At 38.7% G+C, this 18,047-nt stretch carries 14 protein-coding genes; 8 read left to right on the top strand and 6 right to left on the bottom strand.

The window, feature by feature from the left end; translation table 11 throughout:
- Positions 1-50: 50 nt before the first annotated feature.
- From QF042_RS24405 to QF042_RS24395, 3 genes are all read left to right on the top strand, one after another.
- Positions 51-1,466: a S10 family peptidase gene (locus tag QF042_RS24405; protein WP_307532757.1), complete on the top strand. Its 1,416-nt coding sequence runs from the start codon at positions 51-53 to the stop codon at positions 1,464-1,466.
- On the top strand, positions 1,441-1,611 hold the full coding sequence (locus QF042_RS24400) for a hypothetical protein (RefSeq protein ID WP_307532756.1): 171 nt from the start codon (positions 1,441-1,443) through the stop codon (positions 1,609-1,611). The genes QF042_RS24405 and QF042_RS24400 overlap by 26 nt, the downstream gene beginning before the upstream one ends.
- 566 nt (positions 1,612-2,177) lie before the next feature.
- On the top strand, positions 2,178-3,140 hold the full coding sequence (locus tag QF042_RS24395; RefSeq protein ID WP_307532755.1) for an acetyl-CoA carboxylase carboxyltransferase subunit alpha: 963 nt from the start codon (positions 2,178-2,180) through the stop codon (positions 3,138-3,140).
- Between the two features lie 312 nt (positions 3,141-3,452).
- On the opposite strand, the gene QF042_RS24390 is transcribed toward QF042_RS24395, so the two are convergent.
- The gene (locus tag QF042_RS24390; RefSeq protein ID WP_307532754.1) at positions 3,453-6,494 is read right to left on the bottom strand and encodes a DUF2723 domain-containing protein; all 3,042 of its coding nucleotides are present in this window, start codon (positions 6,492-6,494) and stop codon (positions 3,453-3,455) included.
- A 216-nt stretch (positions 6,495-6,710) separates the two neighbouring features.
- Positions 6,711-9,737: a DUF2723 domain-containing protein gene (locus QF042_RS24385; RefSeq protein WP_307532753.1), complete on the bottom strand. Its 3,027-nt coding sequence runs from the start codon at positions 9,735-9,737 to the stop codon at positions 6,711-6,713.
- 370 nt (positions 9,738-10,107) lie between these two features.
- Between QF042_RS24385 and QF042_RS24380 the strand changes: the two genes are divergently transcribed.
- From QF042_RS24380 to pth, 3 genes are all read left to right on the top strand, one after another.
- The gene (locus tag QF042_RS24380) at positions 10,108-11,049 is read left to right on the top strand and encodes a ribose-phosphate pyrophosphokinase (protein WP_055909454.1); all 942 of its coding nucleotides are present in this window, start codon (positions 10,108-10,110) and stop codon (positions 11,047-11,049) included.
- Positions 11,050-11,138: 89 nt separating this feature from the next.
- Positions 11,139-11,723: a 50S ribosomal protein L25/general stress protein Ctc gene (locus tag QF042_RS24375; RefSeq protein ID WP_307532752.1), complete on the top strand. Its 585-nt coding sequence runs from the start codon at positions 11,139-11,141 to the stop codon at positions 11,721-11,723.
- Between the two features lie 237 nt (positions 11,724-11,960).
- Entirely contained in the window at positions 11,961-12,521 is a 561-nt protein-coding gene (gene pth / locus QF042_RS24370) for an aminoacyl-tRNA hydrolase (RefSeq protein WP_307532751.1), read from the top strand.
- 1,283 nt (positions 12,522-13,804) lie between these two features.
- On the opposite strand, the gene QF042_RS24365 is transcribed toward pth, so the two are convergent.
- Complete coding sequence (locus QF042_RS24365; RefSeq protein ID WP_307532750.1) at positions 13,805-14,470, bottom strand: tetratricopeptide repeat protein; 666 nt, start codon at positions 14,468-14,470, stop codon at positions 13,805-13,807.
- 123 nt (positions 14,471-14,593) lie between these two features.
- Complete coding sequence (locus QF042_RS24360; protein ID WP_307532749.1) at positions 14,594-14,986, bottom strand: hypothetical protein; 393 nt, start codon at positions 14,984-14,986, stop codon at positions 14,594-14,596.
- Positions 14,987-15,106: 120 nt separating this feature from the next.
- On the opposite strand from QF042_RS24360, the gene QF042_RS24355 reads away from it, so the two are divergent.
- Positions 15,107-16,210, top strand: a complete 1,104-nt coding sequence (locus QF042_RS24355) for a DNA replication/repair protein RecF (protein WP_307532748.1) — start codon at positions 15,107-15,109, stop codon at positions 16,208-16,210.
- Entirely contained in the window at positions 16,203-16,493 is a 291-nt protein-coding gene (locus QF042_RS24350; RefSeq protein WP_307532747.1) for a DUF721 domain-containing protein, read from the top strand. The genes QF042_RS24355 and QF042_RS24350 overlap by 8 nt, the downstream gene beginning before the upstream one ends.
- A 115-nt stretch (positions 16,494-16,608) precedes the next feature.
- Here QF042_RS24350 and QF042_RS24345 read toward each other — a convergent pair whose 3' ends face one another.
- Positions 16,609-16,785 (bottom strand): hypothetical protein, encoded by a 177-nt coding sequence (locus QF042_RS24345; RefSeq protein WP_307532746.1) that lies wholly within the window; start codon positions 16,783-16,785, stop codon positions 16,609-16,611.
- Positions 16,786-17,177: 392 nt separating this feature from the next.
- Positions 17,178-17,948: an FKBP-type peptidyl-prolyl cis-trans isomerase gene (locus QF042_RS24340; protein WP_307532745.1), complete on the bottom strand. Its 771-nt coding sequence runs from the start codon at positions 17,946-17,948 to the stop codon at positions 17,178-17,180.
- Positions 17,949-18,047: the final 99 nt, after the last annotated feature.

Raw genomic sequence — 18,047 nt, 5'->3', positions numbered from 1 at the left:
TTTTTGATTAACGCCGCAATAGTTTGATATTTAGAAACCAAACCAAAACAATGAAATTCAGATTTATACTCGCTACATTTTTAAGCATGGGCATTTTTGCATATGCACAACAAGAACCAAGGAAAAGCCAATCTAAAGAAACTGTAACCACTACCCAGGTTACCGTTAAAGACGAACCTAAATCTTCAGCAAACGAAAGGACCATTAAAGTGGAGAGCTCGGTCGTTACCAATCACGCGGTAACCATCGATGGTAAATCCGTTCCCTATAAGGCTATAACAGGTACGCTGCCTGTTTGGGATGAAGATGGAAAACCAATTGCAGGTTTGTTTTATACTTATTACGAACGCAGTGATGTGCAAAATCGTGATAAGCGACCTTTAGTAATCTCTTTTAACGGCGGCCCGGGTTCGGCTTCAGTTTGGATGCACATTGCCTATACTGGTCCTGTGGTTTTGAATATTGATGACGAAGGTTATCCCGTGCAGCCTTATGGTTATAAAGAAAATCCATATTCTATTTTAGATGTTGCCGATATTATCTACATCGATCCGGTTAACACAGGTTATTCGAGAGCAGTGAGCAAAGATATTCCCACCAATAAGTTTTTTGGTGTTCGTGTAGATATTAAGTATTTAGCTGAGTGGATCAATACTTTTGTAACCCGCAATAACCGTTGGGCATCGCCAAAATTTTTAATTGGCGAAAGTTATGGTACCACACGCGTTTCAGGCTTAGCTTTAGAGCTGCAGAACAGCCAGTGGATGTATTTAAACGGCGTGGTATTGGTTTCGCCAACCGAACTCGGCATTGAACGTAGCGGCCCAGTTGATGCAGCTTTGCGTTTACCGTATTTTGCAGCTACCGCCTGGTACCATAAAGCCTTGTCAGCCGATTTACAAAGTAAAGATTTAACGGCGATGCTTCCTGAAGTGGAAAGTTTTACCATTAATGAGTTAATTCCTGCAATTTCGCAAGGGGGGATGTTGAGCCCCGATAAAAAGAAAGCCATTGCCGTAAAAATGGCCCGTTATTCTGGTCTTTCAGAAAAAGTGATATTAGATTATAACCTTAATGTACCTGCTGATTTCTTTTGGAAAGAACTGTTAAGAGATAAAGGTTTTACCGTTGGCAGGTTAGATTCGCGCTATCGTGGTATCGATAAAATGAGTGCCGGCGAAGGACCTGATTACAATGCAGAACTAACTTCGTGGTTACATTCCTTTACGCCAGCCATTAATATGTACATCCGTAACGAACTGAATTATAAAACCGATTTAAAATACAATATGTTCGGTTCCGTGTATCCATGGGATAAATCTGGAGATCAGACCGGCGATAATCTCCGTCAGGCCATGGCACAGAATCCTTATCTGCATTTATTGGTGCAATCGGGTTATTATGATGGGGGCCTGCGATTATTTCAACGCCAAATACAGCATGTGGCAGTTAGATGCAGCTGGTAAACTGCAGGACCGTATGAGCTGGGAAGGTTACCGTAGTGGGCACATGATGTACCTACGTAAGGATGATTTGAAAACGGCGAATAACCATATCCGTGAGTTTATTAAAAAAGCATTACCAAAAGCAGGCGAGGCCGCTAAGTTCTAAAAATCGGTCGTCATTTCGACTGAAGTGCAACGGAATGGAGAAATCTTTGAGCGAATTCAGATAAATCGCTTAGAGATTTCACCTGCAAGCTAATTATTGTCAATGCTTTAAAGTAATTTTCGATTTATTCAGAGCGCAGGGTCAACATAAACATTATCGTTCGTCCTGCTTTACATTGCAAGTCCGCACTCGTGCCTCGCTTGCGTGCTTTCCATTGCAATCAGGGCTAGGTAGGTTAGGGCGGTGGCCCGGAAGCCCCTCATAGTTGCAGAAACCGGAATAAACTAAACCCGACCGGAGTGAGATGCCGATTTAAGCATCTGTTTTTGTTTACTTATGGTATTCTTGCTTGTTTCACAGGTTTTCAATCGGCAGAAACGGGGGCGGGACTGCTCTAACCGAAAAAATACTGTAATTGTTTTCCAAATCAAAAAAATGGAAAGGATAAACAGTGTATTTGCAATGCTAATTTGCCTATACGATAAAGCGATTTATTCCCTCAAAAACGCAAACAAAAAACTGTTCACTACAAACTAAAAATAATTACTTATTTTTGTGGTTCAATTATGCAGCAAATAAAAACATCATTCGATTTTGAAAAACCTATTGCCGATTTAGTTCAGCAGATAGAAAAGGTTAAGCAAGTTGCCGAAAAAACTAAGGTAGATATGTCTGCCACTTTAGACGAGCTTGATAGTAAATTAGATGAAACTACCAATAACTTATATAAAAATTTAACCGGTTGGAACAAGGTTCAGATGAGCCGTCACCCTGATCGCCCGCAAACCCTCGATTATATCAATATGATCTGCGATGATTTTATTGAAATGCACGGCGATAGAACGGTTAAAGATGATAAAGCAATTATTGGCGGTTTTGCTTCTATAAATGGTCAAACGGTAATGATTATTGGTCACCAAAAAGGTAAAAATACCAAAGAGCGTCAGTTTCGCAATTTCGGTATGGCCAATCCGGAAGGTTACCGTAAAGCTTTACGTTTAATGCGTTTGGCTGAAAAATTTAATAAACCGGTTGTTTCTTTTATTGATACTATGGGTGCTTACCCTGGTTTAGAGGCTGAAGAACGTGGACAAGGTGAGGCTATTGCCAGAAACTTATTGGAAATGTCTATCCTACGCGTGCCGATTATCTGCGTTGTTGTTGGTGAAGGTGCTTCCGGAGGTGCTTTAGGTATCGGTATCGGTGATAAAGTATATATGTTAGAGCACACCTGGTACTCGGTAATCTCTCCTGAATCTTGTTCCTCTATTTTATGGAGAAGCTGGGATTTTAAAGAGAAAGCTGCTGAATGCTTAAAATTGACTTCTGATGATATGTTTGGCAACAAACTAATTGATGGCATTATTCCTGAGCCGCTTGGAGGTGCACATCAGGATCCGGAGTTAATGGGCAGAACTTTAAAAGATTACCTGATTAAAGATTTAGCTGCTTTAGGTAAACTAAAAACGGATAAACTGATTGAACAAAGAATTGAAAAATTCTGCGCGATGGGTGTAGTAAACGAATAATCATTAACTAAAATAAATTTGAATCCTGTTTGGCAATGCCGAACGGGATTTTTTGTGGATAAATCCCTAGTTTTTAAGGATTTTACTAGGTTCGTCACCTGAATTTATTTCAGGGTCTTTGTAGCATGATAGATGCTGAAATAAATTCAGCATGACGATTGTAAGGATAACTGAGTGGAAAAATCAATTATTATTAATCCAACTTAGGCCATGATTCAAACCTATCAGGTTTTTAAAACCTGATAGGTTTGGCAAATAAAAAAGCAGCTACAAATTAATGCAGCTGCTCGTATAATCTATTTTCAGATCCGTTTACTGTTGTGGCCCCTGCTGTGGGAAAAACATCGACAAACGGCCTTCTAAACTGTTAAATGTTTTCTGCAGCTTATCGCTCAGTTTATCCTGACCTGCAGCTTTACTTGTTTTAATCATTCGATCCAGATAGTATAAGCCGGTTTGAATGTTCTGCGACCCGGTTAAACCTTTTGATTGTGAAATATCAGCCAGGTAGTTTAATTCCTTATTGATATAATCGCCGGATTTTTCCAAAATATCATTAGCCCTGACAGTTTCGCCTAGTTTATATAAATTTTCAGCCATGTAGAATTTCACTACAACCGTACGGATGCCGAAGAATTTATCAGGCATTACCTCGTAGTATTTATCTACTACTTTTTTGGCATCAGCAATTTTACCTTCTTTAATTAGGCTGTTAGTTAAGCTGCTGAAGAGATTGGTAAAAATGAAAGTATCATCTGATGACTGTGGATCTAAATATTTAGCAGTTTTCATATTTCCCCACTTAAATTTAGTCATCACATTATTATACAAAACAGGCGTGTTTAATTGCTCTGGTCTATCTTCTGATGATGTAGTATCAGCTTTAAGCGGTAATAAACGCATGGCTAAACCTTCGCTGTATAAATACTTATCTAAGCCGTTATACTGCTCAGAAGGCACTGTAGAAGCGAAATAAATCGGACGTTTCCAGTTGTTATGTGCAAGGATATCGAACATGGCTAACGTTCCTTTAGTCACATAACCTTTATTAAACTTCCAATCCATTGTGGTGGTAATTTTTGAAGCATCGGCTGCAGGTACTGTTCCTGTACTGATTACTTGTTGTGGATCTACCGTAATTTTAAGGTTCTTGGTTGGCAGGAAATTCGATTTTGTGCCATCCTGCATCGGTACTTTATCGCTCTCATTGTTTGATAACAATAAATCAACCACGTTTTTAAGCTCAACACTACCGGCAATTTTATAATCATCGTATGGCATTACATCTCTTTCTCCTTGTACATATTGCTCAGGTTTCATTGAAATTGGCAATGGAGCCGATTCATTTTGTTTTTGTCTTAATCCATTGATATACCAATCGGTATCAAACAAGCTTAAGTTTACAATACGAACATCAGGGCGAACATTTTCTACCTCCTGGATATACCAAAGCGGGTAGGTATCATTATCGCCATAAGTAAATAAGATGGCATTTGGCGCACAGGATTGTAGGTAATCCAAAGCAATATCATGCGGAACCATTTTCGTAGAACGGTCATGGTCATCCCATCCTTGCTCGGCCATAATTACCGGTGCTGCCAGTAATCCAATCACGGTTGCACCAATGGCACCGGCAGTTGGGGTTAGTTTTTTAAACAACCACTCTTTAATAGCGAGCGCCCCGAGCCCAATCCATATGGCAAAGGCATAGAAGGATCCTACGTAAGCGTAATCCCTTTCGCGAGGCTCCAATGGTTTTTGATTTAAGTATAATACAATGGCAATACCGGTAAAGAAGAATAATAATGCTACAACTCCGGCATCTTTCTGGTTACGTTTGAAATGCCAAAGTGCACCGATAACGCCTAAAATTAATGGTAAAAAGAAGAAACGGTTATACGCTTTGTTATCAACGGTTGATGGTGGCAGATTAGTCTGATTACCTCTCAACATGGCATCAATTGGTTTAATACCGCTAATCCAGGTGCCTTCATGTCCGCTACCCTGGCCTTGCTCGTCATTCTGGCGGCCGGCAAAATTCCACATGAAATAACGCATATACATGTAGCCAATCTGATAGCTGAACAAGAAACCAACATTATCTACTAAAGTAGGATTTTTAGTATCATCTAAGCGCATCCATTCTTTATAAAAAGCCGCATGTTTAGGATCATCGCTATACATACGAGGTAATAAAGTGTTGTTATTATACTCGTAGTCGGTTTTTTTACCTGCTACCTCATATTTGTCTTTTCCTTTTCTCCAGATGGTTTTACCTTCAGTTACACCTACTCTTTCAGAGTTATAATTAGGGCCGTAACCCAATGGCCTGTCGCCATATTGCTCACGGTTTAGGTAACTTAAGAAAGAGAAAGCATCTTTAGGCGCACTGTTGTTTAAGTTCGGGTCTGCCTTTGCCCTGATGATGATCATCGAGAAGGATGCATAACCGAAAATGATTAAAACGGTAGAGATTAAACCTAGGTTTAATAATTTCTTTTGGTGTTGGATCGAATAACGGATTCCCCAAACCAGCGCACCGATTAATAAAATGGCGAAGAATAAAACACCCGTTCCAAAACCTAAACCCAATGTGTTAACAAAGAATAAATCGAAATATGCACCAAACGAAACCAGGTATTGGATAATACCATATTGGATTACCGCCAAGATTAAAATACCAACAATAAGGGTTTTAATAATTCCTGATGTTGTTGCTTTATCTGTTCTTTTGAAATAATAAATAAAAGCAAGAGCCGGTATAGTTAACAAGTTTAACAAGTGGATACCAATTGATAAACCCATAATATAAGCAATAAACAATAACCAACGATCGGCGCGTGGCTCATCGGCATGTGCTTCCCATTTAAGGATGGCCCAAAATACAATCGCGGTGAATAACGATGATTGTGCATAAACTTCCGATTCTACTGCCGAAAACCAAAAACTATCAGAGAAAGTATAAGCCAAAGCACCAACGGCACCTGCACCCATAATACTGATCAATTTGCCGGTTGTCAGTTCTTCACCAGCTTTTAATACTGTTTTTTTAGCCAGTGCAGTGATGGTCCAAAATAAGAATAAGATAGTTGCCCCGCTAGAAACAGCCGAACCTACATTCATCCAGTAAGCGATTTTGGTTAAATCTCCAGCTGCAAAAATGGAGAAGAAACGTTGGAGCATTAAGAATAAAGGTGCACCAGGCTGGTGAACAACCTGCATTCTAAATGCTGATGCGATAAATTCACCGCAATCCCAAAAACTGGCAGAAGGCTCTAAGGTTAAAACGTAAGTTAGTGTAGCAATTAAAAAGCAGATCCAGCCTACTATATTATTAACTTTTGAATAATTCATTGGTTTATTTAATGATATTAAAAATTGTTTTCACATAAAAATGCTGCCGAAATTAACTATTCTAGTCGATAAAACAGGTAAAATTTCGGATTGATTTAACAATTTTTAACGGCTTAAGGCCTTTAACATAAAGGATTTTAATTTATTGGAGAAGCAAAAACCCATAAGCAAGAATGTAAAATCTGCCTATGGGTTAAAATTTAGAATGTTTTTTTGCTAACCCGTTGCAAATGGCGTAAATCTCGTGATTAAATCGTTGTATTGTTTTTCCAGGTTTTTACTCAACGCATCTTGCTTAAAAGCCTCGGTTAATTTTACCATTTGTCCTAAATAGCCAAGGTAGAAACGTACATCCTGCTCAGATGATAGTTGGTTTTTGCTCTCTGAAACATCAGCCAGGTGGCTCAGTTCCCTGCCTACATAATCGGCCGTTTTTTTGATCATCGCATTTGCACGATTCAGGTCATTTAAACGATAGAGACTTTCGGTGAAATAATAAGTGCTCATGACCTGGCGCATACTGTAAAATTTAGCAGGAATCACCTCAAAATATTTATTAGCCACTTTTTTGCTTTCAGTAATTTTACCTTCATTTATTAAGCCGTTTAATAAGCCATTAAACATATTCGAGAACATGGTTACATCATCAGCAGATTGCCTGTCTAAATGGTTGGCATTTTTAATGTTGCCAAAGCCATACACATTCATCAGGTTGTTGTACATTGGTTTCAGGTTTACACGATCAAAATCTTGTGTAATTGCCGTATCTGGTTTCAAAGGCAATAATCTTTTATTTAACCCCTCCATATAAAGGTATTTGTTTAACCCAATGTATTGCTCATCTGGCATTGCCCCTGTAAAATAAATTGGTCGTTCCCAGTTATTGTGCGCCAAAATATCAAATAAGGCCAATGTTCCTTTAGTTACATAATTCTGGTTAAAAGTCCACTCCATACTGCTTGCAATTTTACCTGCATCTTCTTTTGGTACCGTTCCGGTATCTAAAACCTGTTGCGGACTTACCGCCAGTTTAAGGTTTTTGGTAGGTAACACATTGTATTTAGAGCCATCAGTCATCGTTACTTTATCTTCATCGTGATCGGATAGGAGTACATCTAAAATTTCCTGCAATTCGATATGTTGTGCAATCTTATAATCCTGATAGTACATAATATCCCTGGTGCCTTCAACATATTGCTCATGCTTTAAGGTGATGGGTAAGGGAGCAGATTCATTTTGCTTTTTTCGCATTCCATCGATGTACCAATCGGCAGTAAATAAACTTAAATTTACCACACGTACATCCGGACGGATATTTTCAACCTCCTGTGCATACCACACCGGATAGGTATCATTATCGCCATAAGTGAACAAAATGGCGTTGGGTGCGCATGATTTTAGGTAACTGACAGACATATCTCTCGCTACATGGCTATCAGAGCGATCATGATCGTCCCAGCCCTGGTTGGCCATAATAATCGGAGCGCCAAATAAAGCAATAATCGAAGCAAAGATACTAGCCCGTACAGGCGTTAGTTTTTGAAAAACCCAATCCTTTAAACCCAATACGCCTAAACCTATCCAGATCGCAAATGCATAAAACGAGCCGACGTAGGCGTAATCTCTTTCGCGTGGCTCAACAGGGACAGAGTTAAGGTAAACCACAATAGCCACACCCGTAAAAACGAAGAGTAAACCGATAATACCTGCGTCTTTCTGGTTGCGCTTAAAATGCCAAACCGCACCAATTAAACCGATAATTAAAGGCAAAAAGAAAAATCTATTGTATGCTTTGTTTTCTACAATGGATGGTGGAAGATTTTTTTGATTGCCAAGCCTGATCGCATCCAAAGGTTTAATACCGCTTAGCCAATTGCCATCTTTTCCCCCAAACTGTCCATCTTCATTATCTTGCCTGCCCACAAAATTCCACATAAAATAACGCATGTACATTTGTCCGGTCTGGAAAGAGAACATGTATTTTAAGTTGTCCATCAAGGTAGGTTTGTACTCATCATCAAAACCCATGTAACTTTTGTAAAAATTAATATGTTCGGGTTTATCACTGTACATACGTGGCAGTAAAGTTTTATCGGCAAAAACATAAGCCGATTTTGTTCCGGCAAGCTCATATTTTTTTTCGCCTTTACGGATAATCTTGCCTGTTTCTTTAATGTCTATTTTTTCCGAATTATAGTTTTCTCCATAAAGTAGCGGCCTGTCGCCGTATTGGTCGCGACCAACATACCTCGAAAAAGAATATACATTATCTACGTTATAGTTATTTAAATTTGGTTTAGCCTGCGCCCTGATAATGAGGAGTGCAAAAGAGCTGTATCCAAAAAGCAGCAAAACGGTAAATAACATGGCCAGGTTTAAAACTCTTTTATTTTTAAGGATAGAATAACGGATGCCATAAACCAGACTCCCGATAACGAGCGCTGCAAAGAACAATATACCCGTTCCAAAGCCTAAGCCCATGGTGTTTACAAAAAAGTAATCAAAGTTTGCTGCAAAAGATATAACATATTGGATAATACCAAATTGCACGGCTGCCAGAACTGCAATTGAAACAAAAAATACTTTTAAAATGCTTTGCCAATTGGGCGATGGGTTCTTTTTGAAATAATAAACAAATATTAAGGCGGGGATGGTAAGAAGGTTTAAGATGTGTACACCAATAGAAATCCCCATGATATAAGCCACAAAAAGCAACCAACGGTCTGATCTTGGTTCATCAGCCTGCGATTCCCATTTTAATATGCCCCAAAATACAATAGCACTACAAAGCGACGATATGGCGTAAACTTCTGCTTCTACGGCAGAAAACCAAAAACTATCAGAAAATGCATAAGCCAAAGCCCCTACAAAACCGGCGCCCATAATGCCGATGATTTTTTGGTTGGTGATTTCCTCACCTTTTTTAATGACCGTTTTTTTGGCCAGTGCGGTAATTGTCCAAAAGAGAAAGAGGATGGTGCCTGCACTGGCAAGTGCAGAAGATATATTGATAAAATAAGCTACCTTGGTTTTATCGCCAAAAGCAAGTGCCGAAAATAACCTTTGAATCATGGAAACGATTGGAGCGCCCGGCTGGTGAACCACTTCCATTCGGAAGGCTGAAGAAATAAATTCGCCACAGTCCCAGAAACTTACAGATTGATCTAAAGTTAAGATGTAGGTGAGGGCGGCAACGATAAAACAGAGCCAGCCTCCAATGGTGTTGATCCTTGAGTAATTCATAGTTTAATTTTAGTCTTTGATAATAAATGATTTAAGTGGTTCGCAGTAAAAAAAGTCGCATAAAAAAATAAAATGTTGCACGCGATGTGATGATTTTTTTATCTTTGCATCGCAAACAGGAATAGCGGGAAAGAAATTAAAAATATTTTAAAATCACTCTTGCATATTTAAAATAAGGTTCCTACATTTGCATTCCCTTTCGAGGAGAATATCCTTGAGAAGTTTTTGTCCGATAGTATAAGGGTAGTACAACGGTTTTTGGTACCGTTTGTCTTGGTTCGAATCCAGGTCGGACAACGAAAATTTAATGTCGGATCATGTTTTAAATGGACATGATCCGATTTTTTTTAACCGTAAACTACACGAACCCATGCCATTGCAGTTTAACCCGGTAAAGCTTTTTTCCGGAACAGGTTCTAAGGGATTATCACTTAAGATTGCCGAACATTACGGCAAGCCACTTGGTAGCGTAACCATTCACAAATTCAGTGATGGCGAATTTCAACCTTCCTTTGATGAGTCAATTCGTGGTAGTGATGTTTTTCTAATCCAGTCTACTTATCAGCCCAGCGATAATTTAATGGAACTTTTGCTAATGGTTGATGCTGCTAAAAGAGCATCGGCACATTATATTACAGCAGTTGTTCCTTATTATGGTTTAGCTCGTCAGGACAGGAAAGATAAGCCGCGTGTAGCAATCGGCGCCAAATTGGTAGCTAACTTATTAAAATCAGCAGGCATTCACCGTATTATGACGATGGATCTACATGCTGCGCAGATACAGGGTTTCTTCGATATTCCGGTTGATCACTTAGATGGATCGGTAATTTTTGTGCCTTATATCAAAAGCTTAGGCTTAAAAAACTTAACTATTGCGTCGCCAGATATGGGCGGCTCGTACAGGGCACGTACTTTTGCCAAGTTTTTTAATGCTGAGGTAATTATTTGTGATAAACGCCGTAAACGCGCCAACGAAATCGAATCAATGTCGATTATTGGCGATGTAACCGGACAGGATGTCGTGTTAATCGATGATATTTGTGATACTGCCGGAACCTTATCAAAAGCTGCGGCTTTGATTATGGAAAACGGTGCAGCAAGTGTTAGAGCGGTTTGTACACATGCGGTATTATCGGGCAAGGCAATAGAAACGGTAGAAAATTCGGTATTAACCGAGTTGATCGTTACGGATACCATTCCATTAAGACAGGAAAGCCCGAAAATTAGAGTGCTAAGCACAGCCAGTTTATTTGCAAGGGCAATTGCCAATGTAAACGAACACGGTTCAATTAGTGATCTGTTTAGAGTATAAATTAAGGTTGAAGGTAGAGGGTTGAAGGCTTATGGTCTTGATACTCGATACTTAATACTGACTACTAATAAATATAAAATAAAAATAAAATGAAAACAATCGCAATTAGCGGTTCTCCAAGAGAGAACGTAGGGAAACGCGATGCCAAGGAACTTCGTTACGAAGGTAAAGTTCCGGCGGTATTGTATGGTGGAAAAGAGCAACAACACTTTGCTGTAGTTATTGCTGACTTAAGAGATGTTATTTATACCCCGGATGTAAACTTTGTGGAGATTGATGTTAACGGTACTAAAACTAAAGCTATCGTAAAAGACACTCAATTTCACCCACTTACCGACGTATTAATGCACATCGATTTTCTTCAGTTATTTGATGAGAAAGAAATCGTTATGGAGATCCCGGTTAAATTAACAGGAACTTCTCCAGGTGTTAAAATGGGGGGTAAATTAATCCAGAAATTACGTAAACTACGTGTTAAAGCATTACCAGCTAACATGCCACAAAACGTAGAGGTAAGCATAGAGAAATTAGAAGTTGGTAGTTTAGTTCGTGTTCGTGACCTTAAAGGTGATAAATACGCAATCACTAACACTCCTGAAGATACTATCGTTTCTGTTGCAATGTCTAGAGCATTAAAACAAGCAGAAACTGAAGCTGCTAAAGGTAAAAAATAATCAGGATTCTTAGGATTTCCTGATTTCAAGATTAAGCGTTTCGATTTAAAATCGGAGCGCTTTTTTTATTTACACCAAGGTTAATCAGCCAAACGCTTAGCGCTAACCACTCCACTATTCATTAAGAAGCTGTTTGAAAATAAATTAGTTAATTCGTGGTTTAGACTTCCGACATCGGACTTCTGACTTTTCGCTTTAGTCTTTGGTCTTTTCGCTTTAAGCTTCTACCTTTGCCCCATGAAATATCTTATAGTTGGCTTAGGAAATATCGGACCAGATTATGCACACACCAGGCATAACATCGGCTTTGATATTGCCGATGAACTGGTTAAAAATTTAGATGGCAGTTTCGAGAATATCCGCCTGGCTTATTATTCGGAAGTAAGCTTTAAAGGACGTAAACTTCATGTAATTAAACCAACCACTTTTATGAACCTAAGTGGTAAAGCCGTAAACTATTGGATGAAAGAGCTAAAAATAGCGCCAGAAAATGTGCTGGTTATTGTTGATGACCTTGCTTTGCCTCTTGGTAAGCTCAGGTTAAAACTCCAAGGTTCTAGCGCCGGCCATAATGGTTTAAAAAGCATTGAAGAGGTTTGTGGCGGACAAAACTATGCACGCTTACGCTTTGGTATTGGCAGCAACTATCCGAAAGGCAGACAGGTAGATTTCGTTTTGGGTCTATTCGATAAGAATGAACAATTGGAGCTCCCTGCGCTGATTGATAAAAGTGTTGAGTTGATTAAAAGTTATGTTACCGTTGGGCCCGCCCATACCATGACAGCTTTTAATAAGTAAAAGGTTCATTAGTCATTCGTTAATTGGCCATTGGTTACTAGCATTTCGTTCATTCTTCATGTACGTCGTCATTTCGACCGTAGCGGAGAAATCTACTGATAGTCCTGTTTTTGCTAAAATGCTGTTATCTTGAGCGAGGCGAAGGATCTTTTGTAATTTAAATCTCAAAGGTAATGTAGTCCAAAAAAGATCATTTGAAGAGCAATTGCAGAAGTTCTTTTTAATGTTCGTCCTGCTTTTCATTACAAGTCCGCACTCGTACCTCGCTTTCGGGCTTTCCATTTCAATCAGGTCTAAAGGGCAGTGGCTATACTGCTATTAAGGGTTAAATATCATAGTTTTATAGATTTCCTTTTCAAATCCGTGGTCTGTGTCCTCACAGACCACCTGATCTATTTTTCTGCAGTGGGTAATTCGGCACTGGGACAGATCAAGCAGAGTCCTTTCCTCTTTCTGCACTTGGCAACCCAAAATAGTATTGCTGACCGTGCCACCTAAACCCGATCGCAGTGGTTCCGATGCTTTTGATAAATTGGTTTTCAAAAAAATCAGCATCGGAAGGAACGGAGAGCGGGACTACACTAACCAAAAAGCATCTGCATCTGATTTCCAGAATAAATATATATATATTAAGCTTTCTATTGTTTGGTGAGTCACCAAACACGGAATAAGGAAAGCAATTGCAGAAGCTCTTTTTAATGTTCGTCCTGCTTTTTGCTTGTAGTCCCGATTAGAAGGAAATCGGGAGCTACCGCGTCAATCAGGTTTAGAAAGCAATGTCTTTACTGCTATTAAGGGTTGAATAACATAGCTTTATATAGATTTCCTTCCCCGAATCCAATTCCATGGTCTGTGTCCTCACAGACCATCTTGACTGATCTCTATGGAGGGGAAACGATACTATAGATCAAGCTGGGGCAATTTCCTCTTTCTGCACTTGGCAACCCAAAATAGTATTGCTGACCGCGCCACCTAAACCCGATCGCAGTGGTTCCGATGCTTTTGATAAATTGGTTTTAAAAAAAATCAGCATCGGAAGGAACGGAGAGCGGGACTATACAAGCCTAAAGCACCTGTACGTGATTTTCAAGAAAAATAATGATTAGGGGGAGGCTGTCTATCGTTTGGTGAGCCACCAAACACGGAATAAGGGGAGTAGCATCTAATTATCTAAAAAAAAGACCCTGAAATAAATTCAGGGTGACGATCAATTAACGCCGCTTCATTAAACAAAAAAAGACCATCTTTCGATGATCTTTTCATAAATATGTTTTAGTTAATGATTATTTAACTTGTTCTTGAGCTCTTGCAATGTAAGCATCAATTAATTGCGCTTCTGCGCTCTCAGGATATTGTGTTTTTACTTTAGTGTAAGCATCAACTGCGCCTTTAAAATCTTTTAGGTTTTCGTTAACCAATCCTAATTTCTTTAAAAACATTGGTGAAGTAAATTTACTTGCTTTATCTGCCGCTTTTTTATAATAAGTAGCTGCTTGTTTAAAGTCTTTCAATTCGCTGTAAGCATCACCTAGTAAACCTAAAGCCAATGGATCTGCAACTGGGCTGCCAGTAGCGCTATATTTACTTAATGCCTCTATAGCTTGTTTATATTCGCCCTTACGTAAGTAAATACCACCCAAATAAAGGTTAGCTAAATTTGCCGATTTTGTGTTATCGTATTCTTTAGCAATCTGTTCTAAGCCTGGGTAACCACCTTCGCCTTTAACAGCTCTGTTCGATAATGAATCTACCCCAACAAATTGCTCTGCTTTGTACATTTTGCTAGCGGCTTCTTCAGCACGACCTTTTAAATACACGCCTTGATACCAAAGATATATTAAAACTAATAAAACTACAGCACCTGCAATAAACAGTAAGCTCTTATTATTCTCTTGTAAAAATGAACCTTTTTTAGTTGGTTGAATTGTCTGGTTATCTGTTGTAGACATGTTTGTTTAAAAAATTTAAGATTGCAAAAATACATTTTTCAATCAAAGTATCAATCTTTATTTTGAAGTATTTAATTAAACATTAGTTATTTAGGCTTGTAGATTGTAAAATCGTCATGACCATTAGCGTAACAAGCTAATTAGTGTGTTAAACCAGGTTTGGTTATCGCTAAAAATACCAGTGTGGTTAATCACCAGGTATACCGTTTGACTTTCAGAGCGGCTTACAGTCGATCTAATTCTAATGGGCTGCCAGAATGCGCCGAAGTTTTTTGCTGATGAAGCTGGAAATAAATCGTCGAAGCCCATATAAACTTCTTCTATGTTCGATAATGGAAGTTCCAATTGTTCATCTCCAGTGATAAAAAGACCATTTGACGCCAATAAGATATTGCCCTCGTGATTATGAATTGGCTTTAAAAACGAAAACAAACCTGCGATTTTTTTAATCCAGCCCGAACTTTTCTCATCGGTTAGTTCATGATCATAAGACCATAGAACATTCCCTTCTAACATTTTTTGTGCAACCATCTAATTTTCCTTGCTATGAAAGTACAGTTTTTTTAAATGTTATTAACGTTTATTTTAAACAATGGATGTTAAGAGGCTAAAAAACGGTAAATTTGTGACATATTTATGTGGTTAAAAAATATTACCCTTCTAAATTTCAAGAACTATACCGATGCAGATCTCCATTTCTCGGAAACTGTAAATGTTTTTACGGGTAATAATGGCTCAGGTAAAACGAATATGCTCGATGCCATTCACTACCTCTGTCTATGTAAAAGTTACTTTAATCCCATCGATAGCCAGCAGATCAAAACGAATGAAGAAGTTTTTATGATTCAGGGCGATTTTGAGCGCAACGAAAGGAATGAAAAAATTTCTTGTGGCGTAAAACGCAATCAAAAAAAACAATTCAAACGCAATAAAAAAGAATACGAGAAATTGGCCGATCATGTTGGCCTTTTTCCGGTAGTGATGGTTTCTCCCTATGATGTAAACCTGATTATGGAAGGTAGTGAGGAGCGGAGAAAGTTTATTGATAATGTGATTTCGCAAACCGATGCTCATTACCTGGATCAGTTAATTACTTATAACCGTATTTTGTTAAATCGGAATGCCTTACTAAAGCAGATCGCCATTACCAGAAAGTACGATCCTACGCTGCTCGAAATTTTGGATGAACAGTTGATTATAGCCGGGAAAAAGATATTCGCCATCCGTAAAGCCTTTATGGATGAGTTTATTCCGCTATTTAATCAATATTATACCTACCTTACAAACAACAAGGAAACGGTGGAGCTGAATTATCAATCGCAATTGAATGAGGCAACTTTCGAAGAGCTGTTAAAAAAATCGGTAGAAAAAGATCGTGTGCTGGAGCGAACCACGACGGGCATTCATAAAGATGAACTGGCATTTGTAATCAGCGGAATGCCTTTAAAAAAGTTTGGCTCGCAAGGGCAGCAGAAGTCTTTTTTAATTGCTTTAAAAATTGCCCAGTATGCTTACCTTGCTAAAAACAAAGGATTTAAGCCATTGCTTTTGTTGGATGATATTTTTGATAAGTTGGATGATAACCGCGTTCAAAAATTAATGCAGATGGTTTCCCACCATGATTTTGGGCAAATATTTATTACAGATACAGGAAGAGAGAGAGTAAAATCAATTTTTGAAAAAATAGAAGTTGATGTAACTTTGTTCGAAGTAGATAACGGAACGATACAAAATGCGTAAACCCAATGATGTTACCGTAAAAGATGCCATCAGCAAAATGCTGGATGTATACCGTTTGCGCCGAAAATTCGACGAAACTTCGATCTTGTCAATCTGGCCAGAAATTATGGGCACCGCCATAGCAAACAGAACCAAGCAGATTTACATCCACGACAAAAAGCTGTTTTTGCGTATCGAATCTTCGGTAATCAAAAATGAATTGGTTATGGTGCGCCAGGGCATTATCCAAAAACTAAATGAACATGCCGGGAGCGAAGTAATTACGGAAATGGTATTTTTGTGAGGCTAATAAAAGGGCAAAAGTTTAAAACTCATGCCCTTTATATTTTAATAGGGATCCAAACTCCCGACTAAGAGCTGTAGACTTCGGACTCAGGACTAACCCCCCCAATTCCAAACTAACTTCTCCCTCCGCCAAATATCTTCGATAAAATCCAGATCAGCAGTGCAACCACTACTACAACTACAATAACGCCAACCCAAACGCCGGCTTTAAATATACCTTCTACTAGTTCACAACTGCTTAAGGTAGTGCATAAAAATGCGATCAGTACTAAAGGGAATGCTCTTTTCATATTCATGTTAATTTGTAATAGCTAACATTGAATACTGAAGAAAGTTTTGGTAAATACCAAGATTCGTCCTGCTGAACTTGTTCCAGCATCTTCATCGTGGTAACATCTGACTACCCTTTTAAGGCTACAGCCCGTTCTCTAATAAACCCGACAAAGCGGCATAGCCCGCAGCGTAGCGAGGACTATAAGCGGTGGCGGGACTACAGTTGCCACATCGCATTGAACGTTGTTTTCCAAAAAAAAAATACCTGCTCAATAAATAAGCAGGTATTTCGTAGTGGTGTCAAATGTTACGATCTGACACGATCTCTACTTCTTTTTCTAAAAGAAGTAATTATCTCACAATATTATTTGCATTAACAGTCAGATGGTAACATCTGACTGCACAAATCTTATTTCCCGTTCACTTTTAACAACTCAACCTCGAAGATTAACGTGCTATAAGGAGGAATGTCCTGTCCTGCGCCACGTTCGCCATAAGCCAGGTTGTAAGGAATAAAGAATTTATATTTTGAACCAGCAGGCATTAACTGTACACCTTCTGTCCAGCCTTTAATTACCTGGTTTAAAGGAAAAGAAATCGGTTCACCTCTATCGTAAGAGCTGTCAAATTGTTTTCCGTTTAATAATGTTCCTTTATAATGAACCAGTACCGAATCGGTTGCCAACGGTTTAACGCCAGTACCAGCGGTTAAAACTTCATACTGTAAACCGCTTGCAGTTGTTTGTACACCTGCACGTTTTTTGTTCTGTTCTAAGAAATCTTGTCCTTCTTTCATAATTGGTGCGTATTTAATTTTATTTGCTTCTGTTTCAGCTTTGTTTTTTACCGATGATGCCTTTGCTAATGCTTCATTTATACACTGTTGGGCCTGCTGCTGGGTTAACACAACCTTGCCGCCGGTAAATGCATCTTTCAAGCCTTTTAACAATACTTCGTAATTTAAGGTAGAAAGGCCAGTTGTTTTTAAGCCGGCACCGATTGAGGTACCAAAAGCATAACTGGTAGAATCTAACGTAGATTTTAAACCAGCAGATGCAAGAGTTGATGTTTTAGTGGCTGTGGTCGATTTTTTGGCAACAGGTTTCTTTGCCGTTTTGGTTTGTGCATAAGATGCAACAGCGATACCGGATAGACATACCGCTAAGAAAATTCTCTTCATTGATTATTTTATGGTGTAATTAATTCCAACAGGTTTAATGATGGATAATATTTAAAGCCCGAAAGATACAAAATAGATAAAACAATAAAACCCCGAATA

This window comes from Pedobacter sp. W3I1, assembly GCF_030816015.1.
Classification (GTDB): domain Bacteria; phylum Bacteroidota; class Bacteroidia; order Sphingobacteriales; family Sphingobacteriaceae; genus Pedobacter.
The sequence above is the reverse complement of the archived record's forward strand: the minus strand, read 5'-3'. Positions and strand labels throughout refer to the sequence as shown.

Coding starts and splice junctions, on each gene's coding strand:
- QF042_RS24405 (WP_307532757.1), top strand. CDS start 51: ATGAAATTCAGATTTATACTCGCTACATTTTTAAGCATGGGCATTTTT.
- QF042_RS24400 (WP_307532756.1), top strand. CDS start 1,441: ATGTGGCAGTTAGATGCAGCTGGTAAACTGCAGGACCGTATGAGCTGG.
- QF042_RS24395 (WP_307532755.1), top strand. CDS start 2,178: ATGCAGCAAATAAAAACATCATTCGATTTTGAAAAACCTATTGCCGAT.
- QF042_RS24390 (WP_307532754.1), bottom strand. CDS start 6,494: ATGAATTATTCAAAAGTTAATAATATAGTAGGCTGGATCTGCTTTTTA.
- QF042_RS24385 (WP_307532753.1), bottom strand. CDS start 9,737: ATGAATTACTCAAGGATCAACACCATTGGAGGCTGGCTCTGTTTTATC.
- QF042_RS24380 (WP_055909454.1), top strand. CDS start 10,108: ATGCCATTGCAGTTTAACCCGGTAAAGCTTTTTTCCGGAACAGGTTCT.
- QF042_RS24375 (WP_307532752.1), top strand. CDS start 11,139: ATGAAAACAATCGCAATTAGCGGTTCTCCAAGAGAGAACGTAGGGAAA.
- pth (WP_307532751.1), top strand. CDS start 11,961: ATGAAATATCTTATAGTTGGCTTAGGAAATATCGGACCAGATTATGCA.
- QF042_RS24365 (WP_307532750.1), bottom strand. CDS start 14,470: ATGTCTACAACAGATAACCAGACAATTCAACCAACTAAAAAAGGTTCA.
- QF042_RS24360 (WP_307532749.1), bottom strand. CDS start 14,986: ATGTTAGAAGGGAATGTTCTATGGTCTTATGATCATGAACTAACCGAT.
- QF042_RS24355 (WP_307532748.1), top strand. CDS start 15,107: ATGTGGTTAAAAAATATTACCCTTCTAAATTTCAAGAACTATACCGAT.
- QF042_RS24350 (WP_307532747.1), top strand. CDS start 16,203: ATGCGTAAACCCAATGATGTTACCGTAAAAGATGCCATCAGCAAAATG.
- QF042_RS24345 (WP_307532746.1), bottom strand. CDS start 16,785: ATGAAAAGAGCATTCCCTTTAGTACTGATCGCATTTTTATGCACTACC.
- QF042_RS24340 (WP_307532745.1), bottom strand. CDS start 17,948: ATGAAGAGAATTTTCTTAGCGGTATGTCTATCCGGTATCGCTGTTGCA.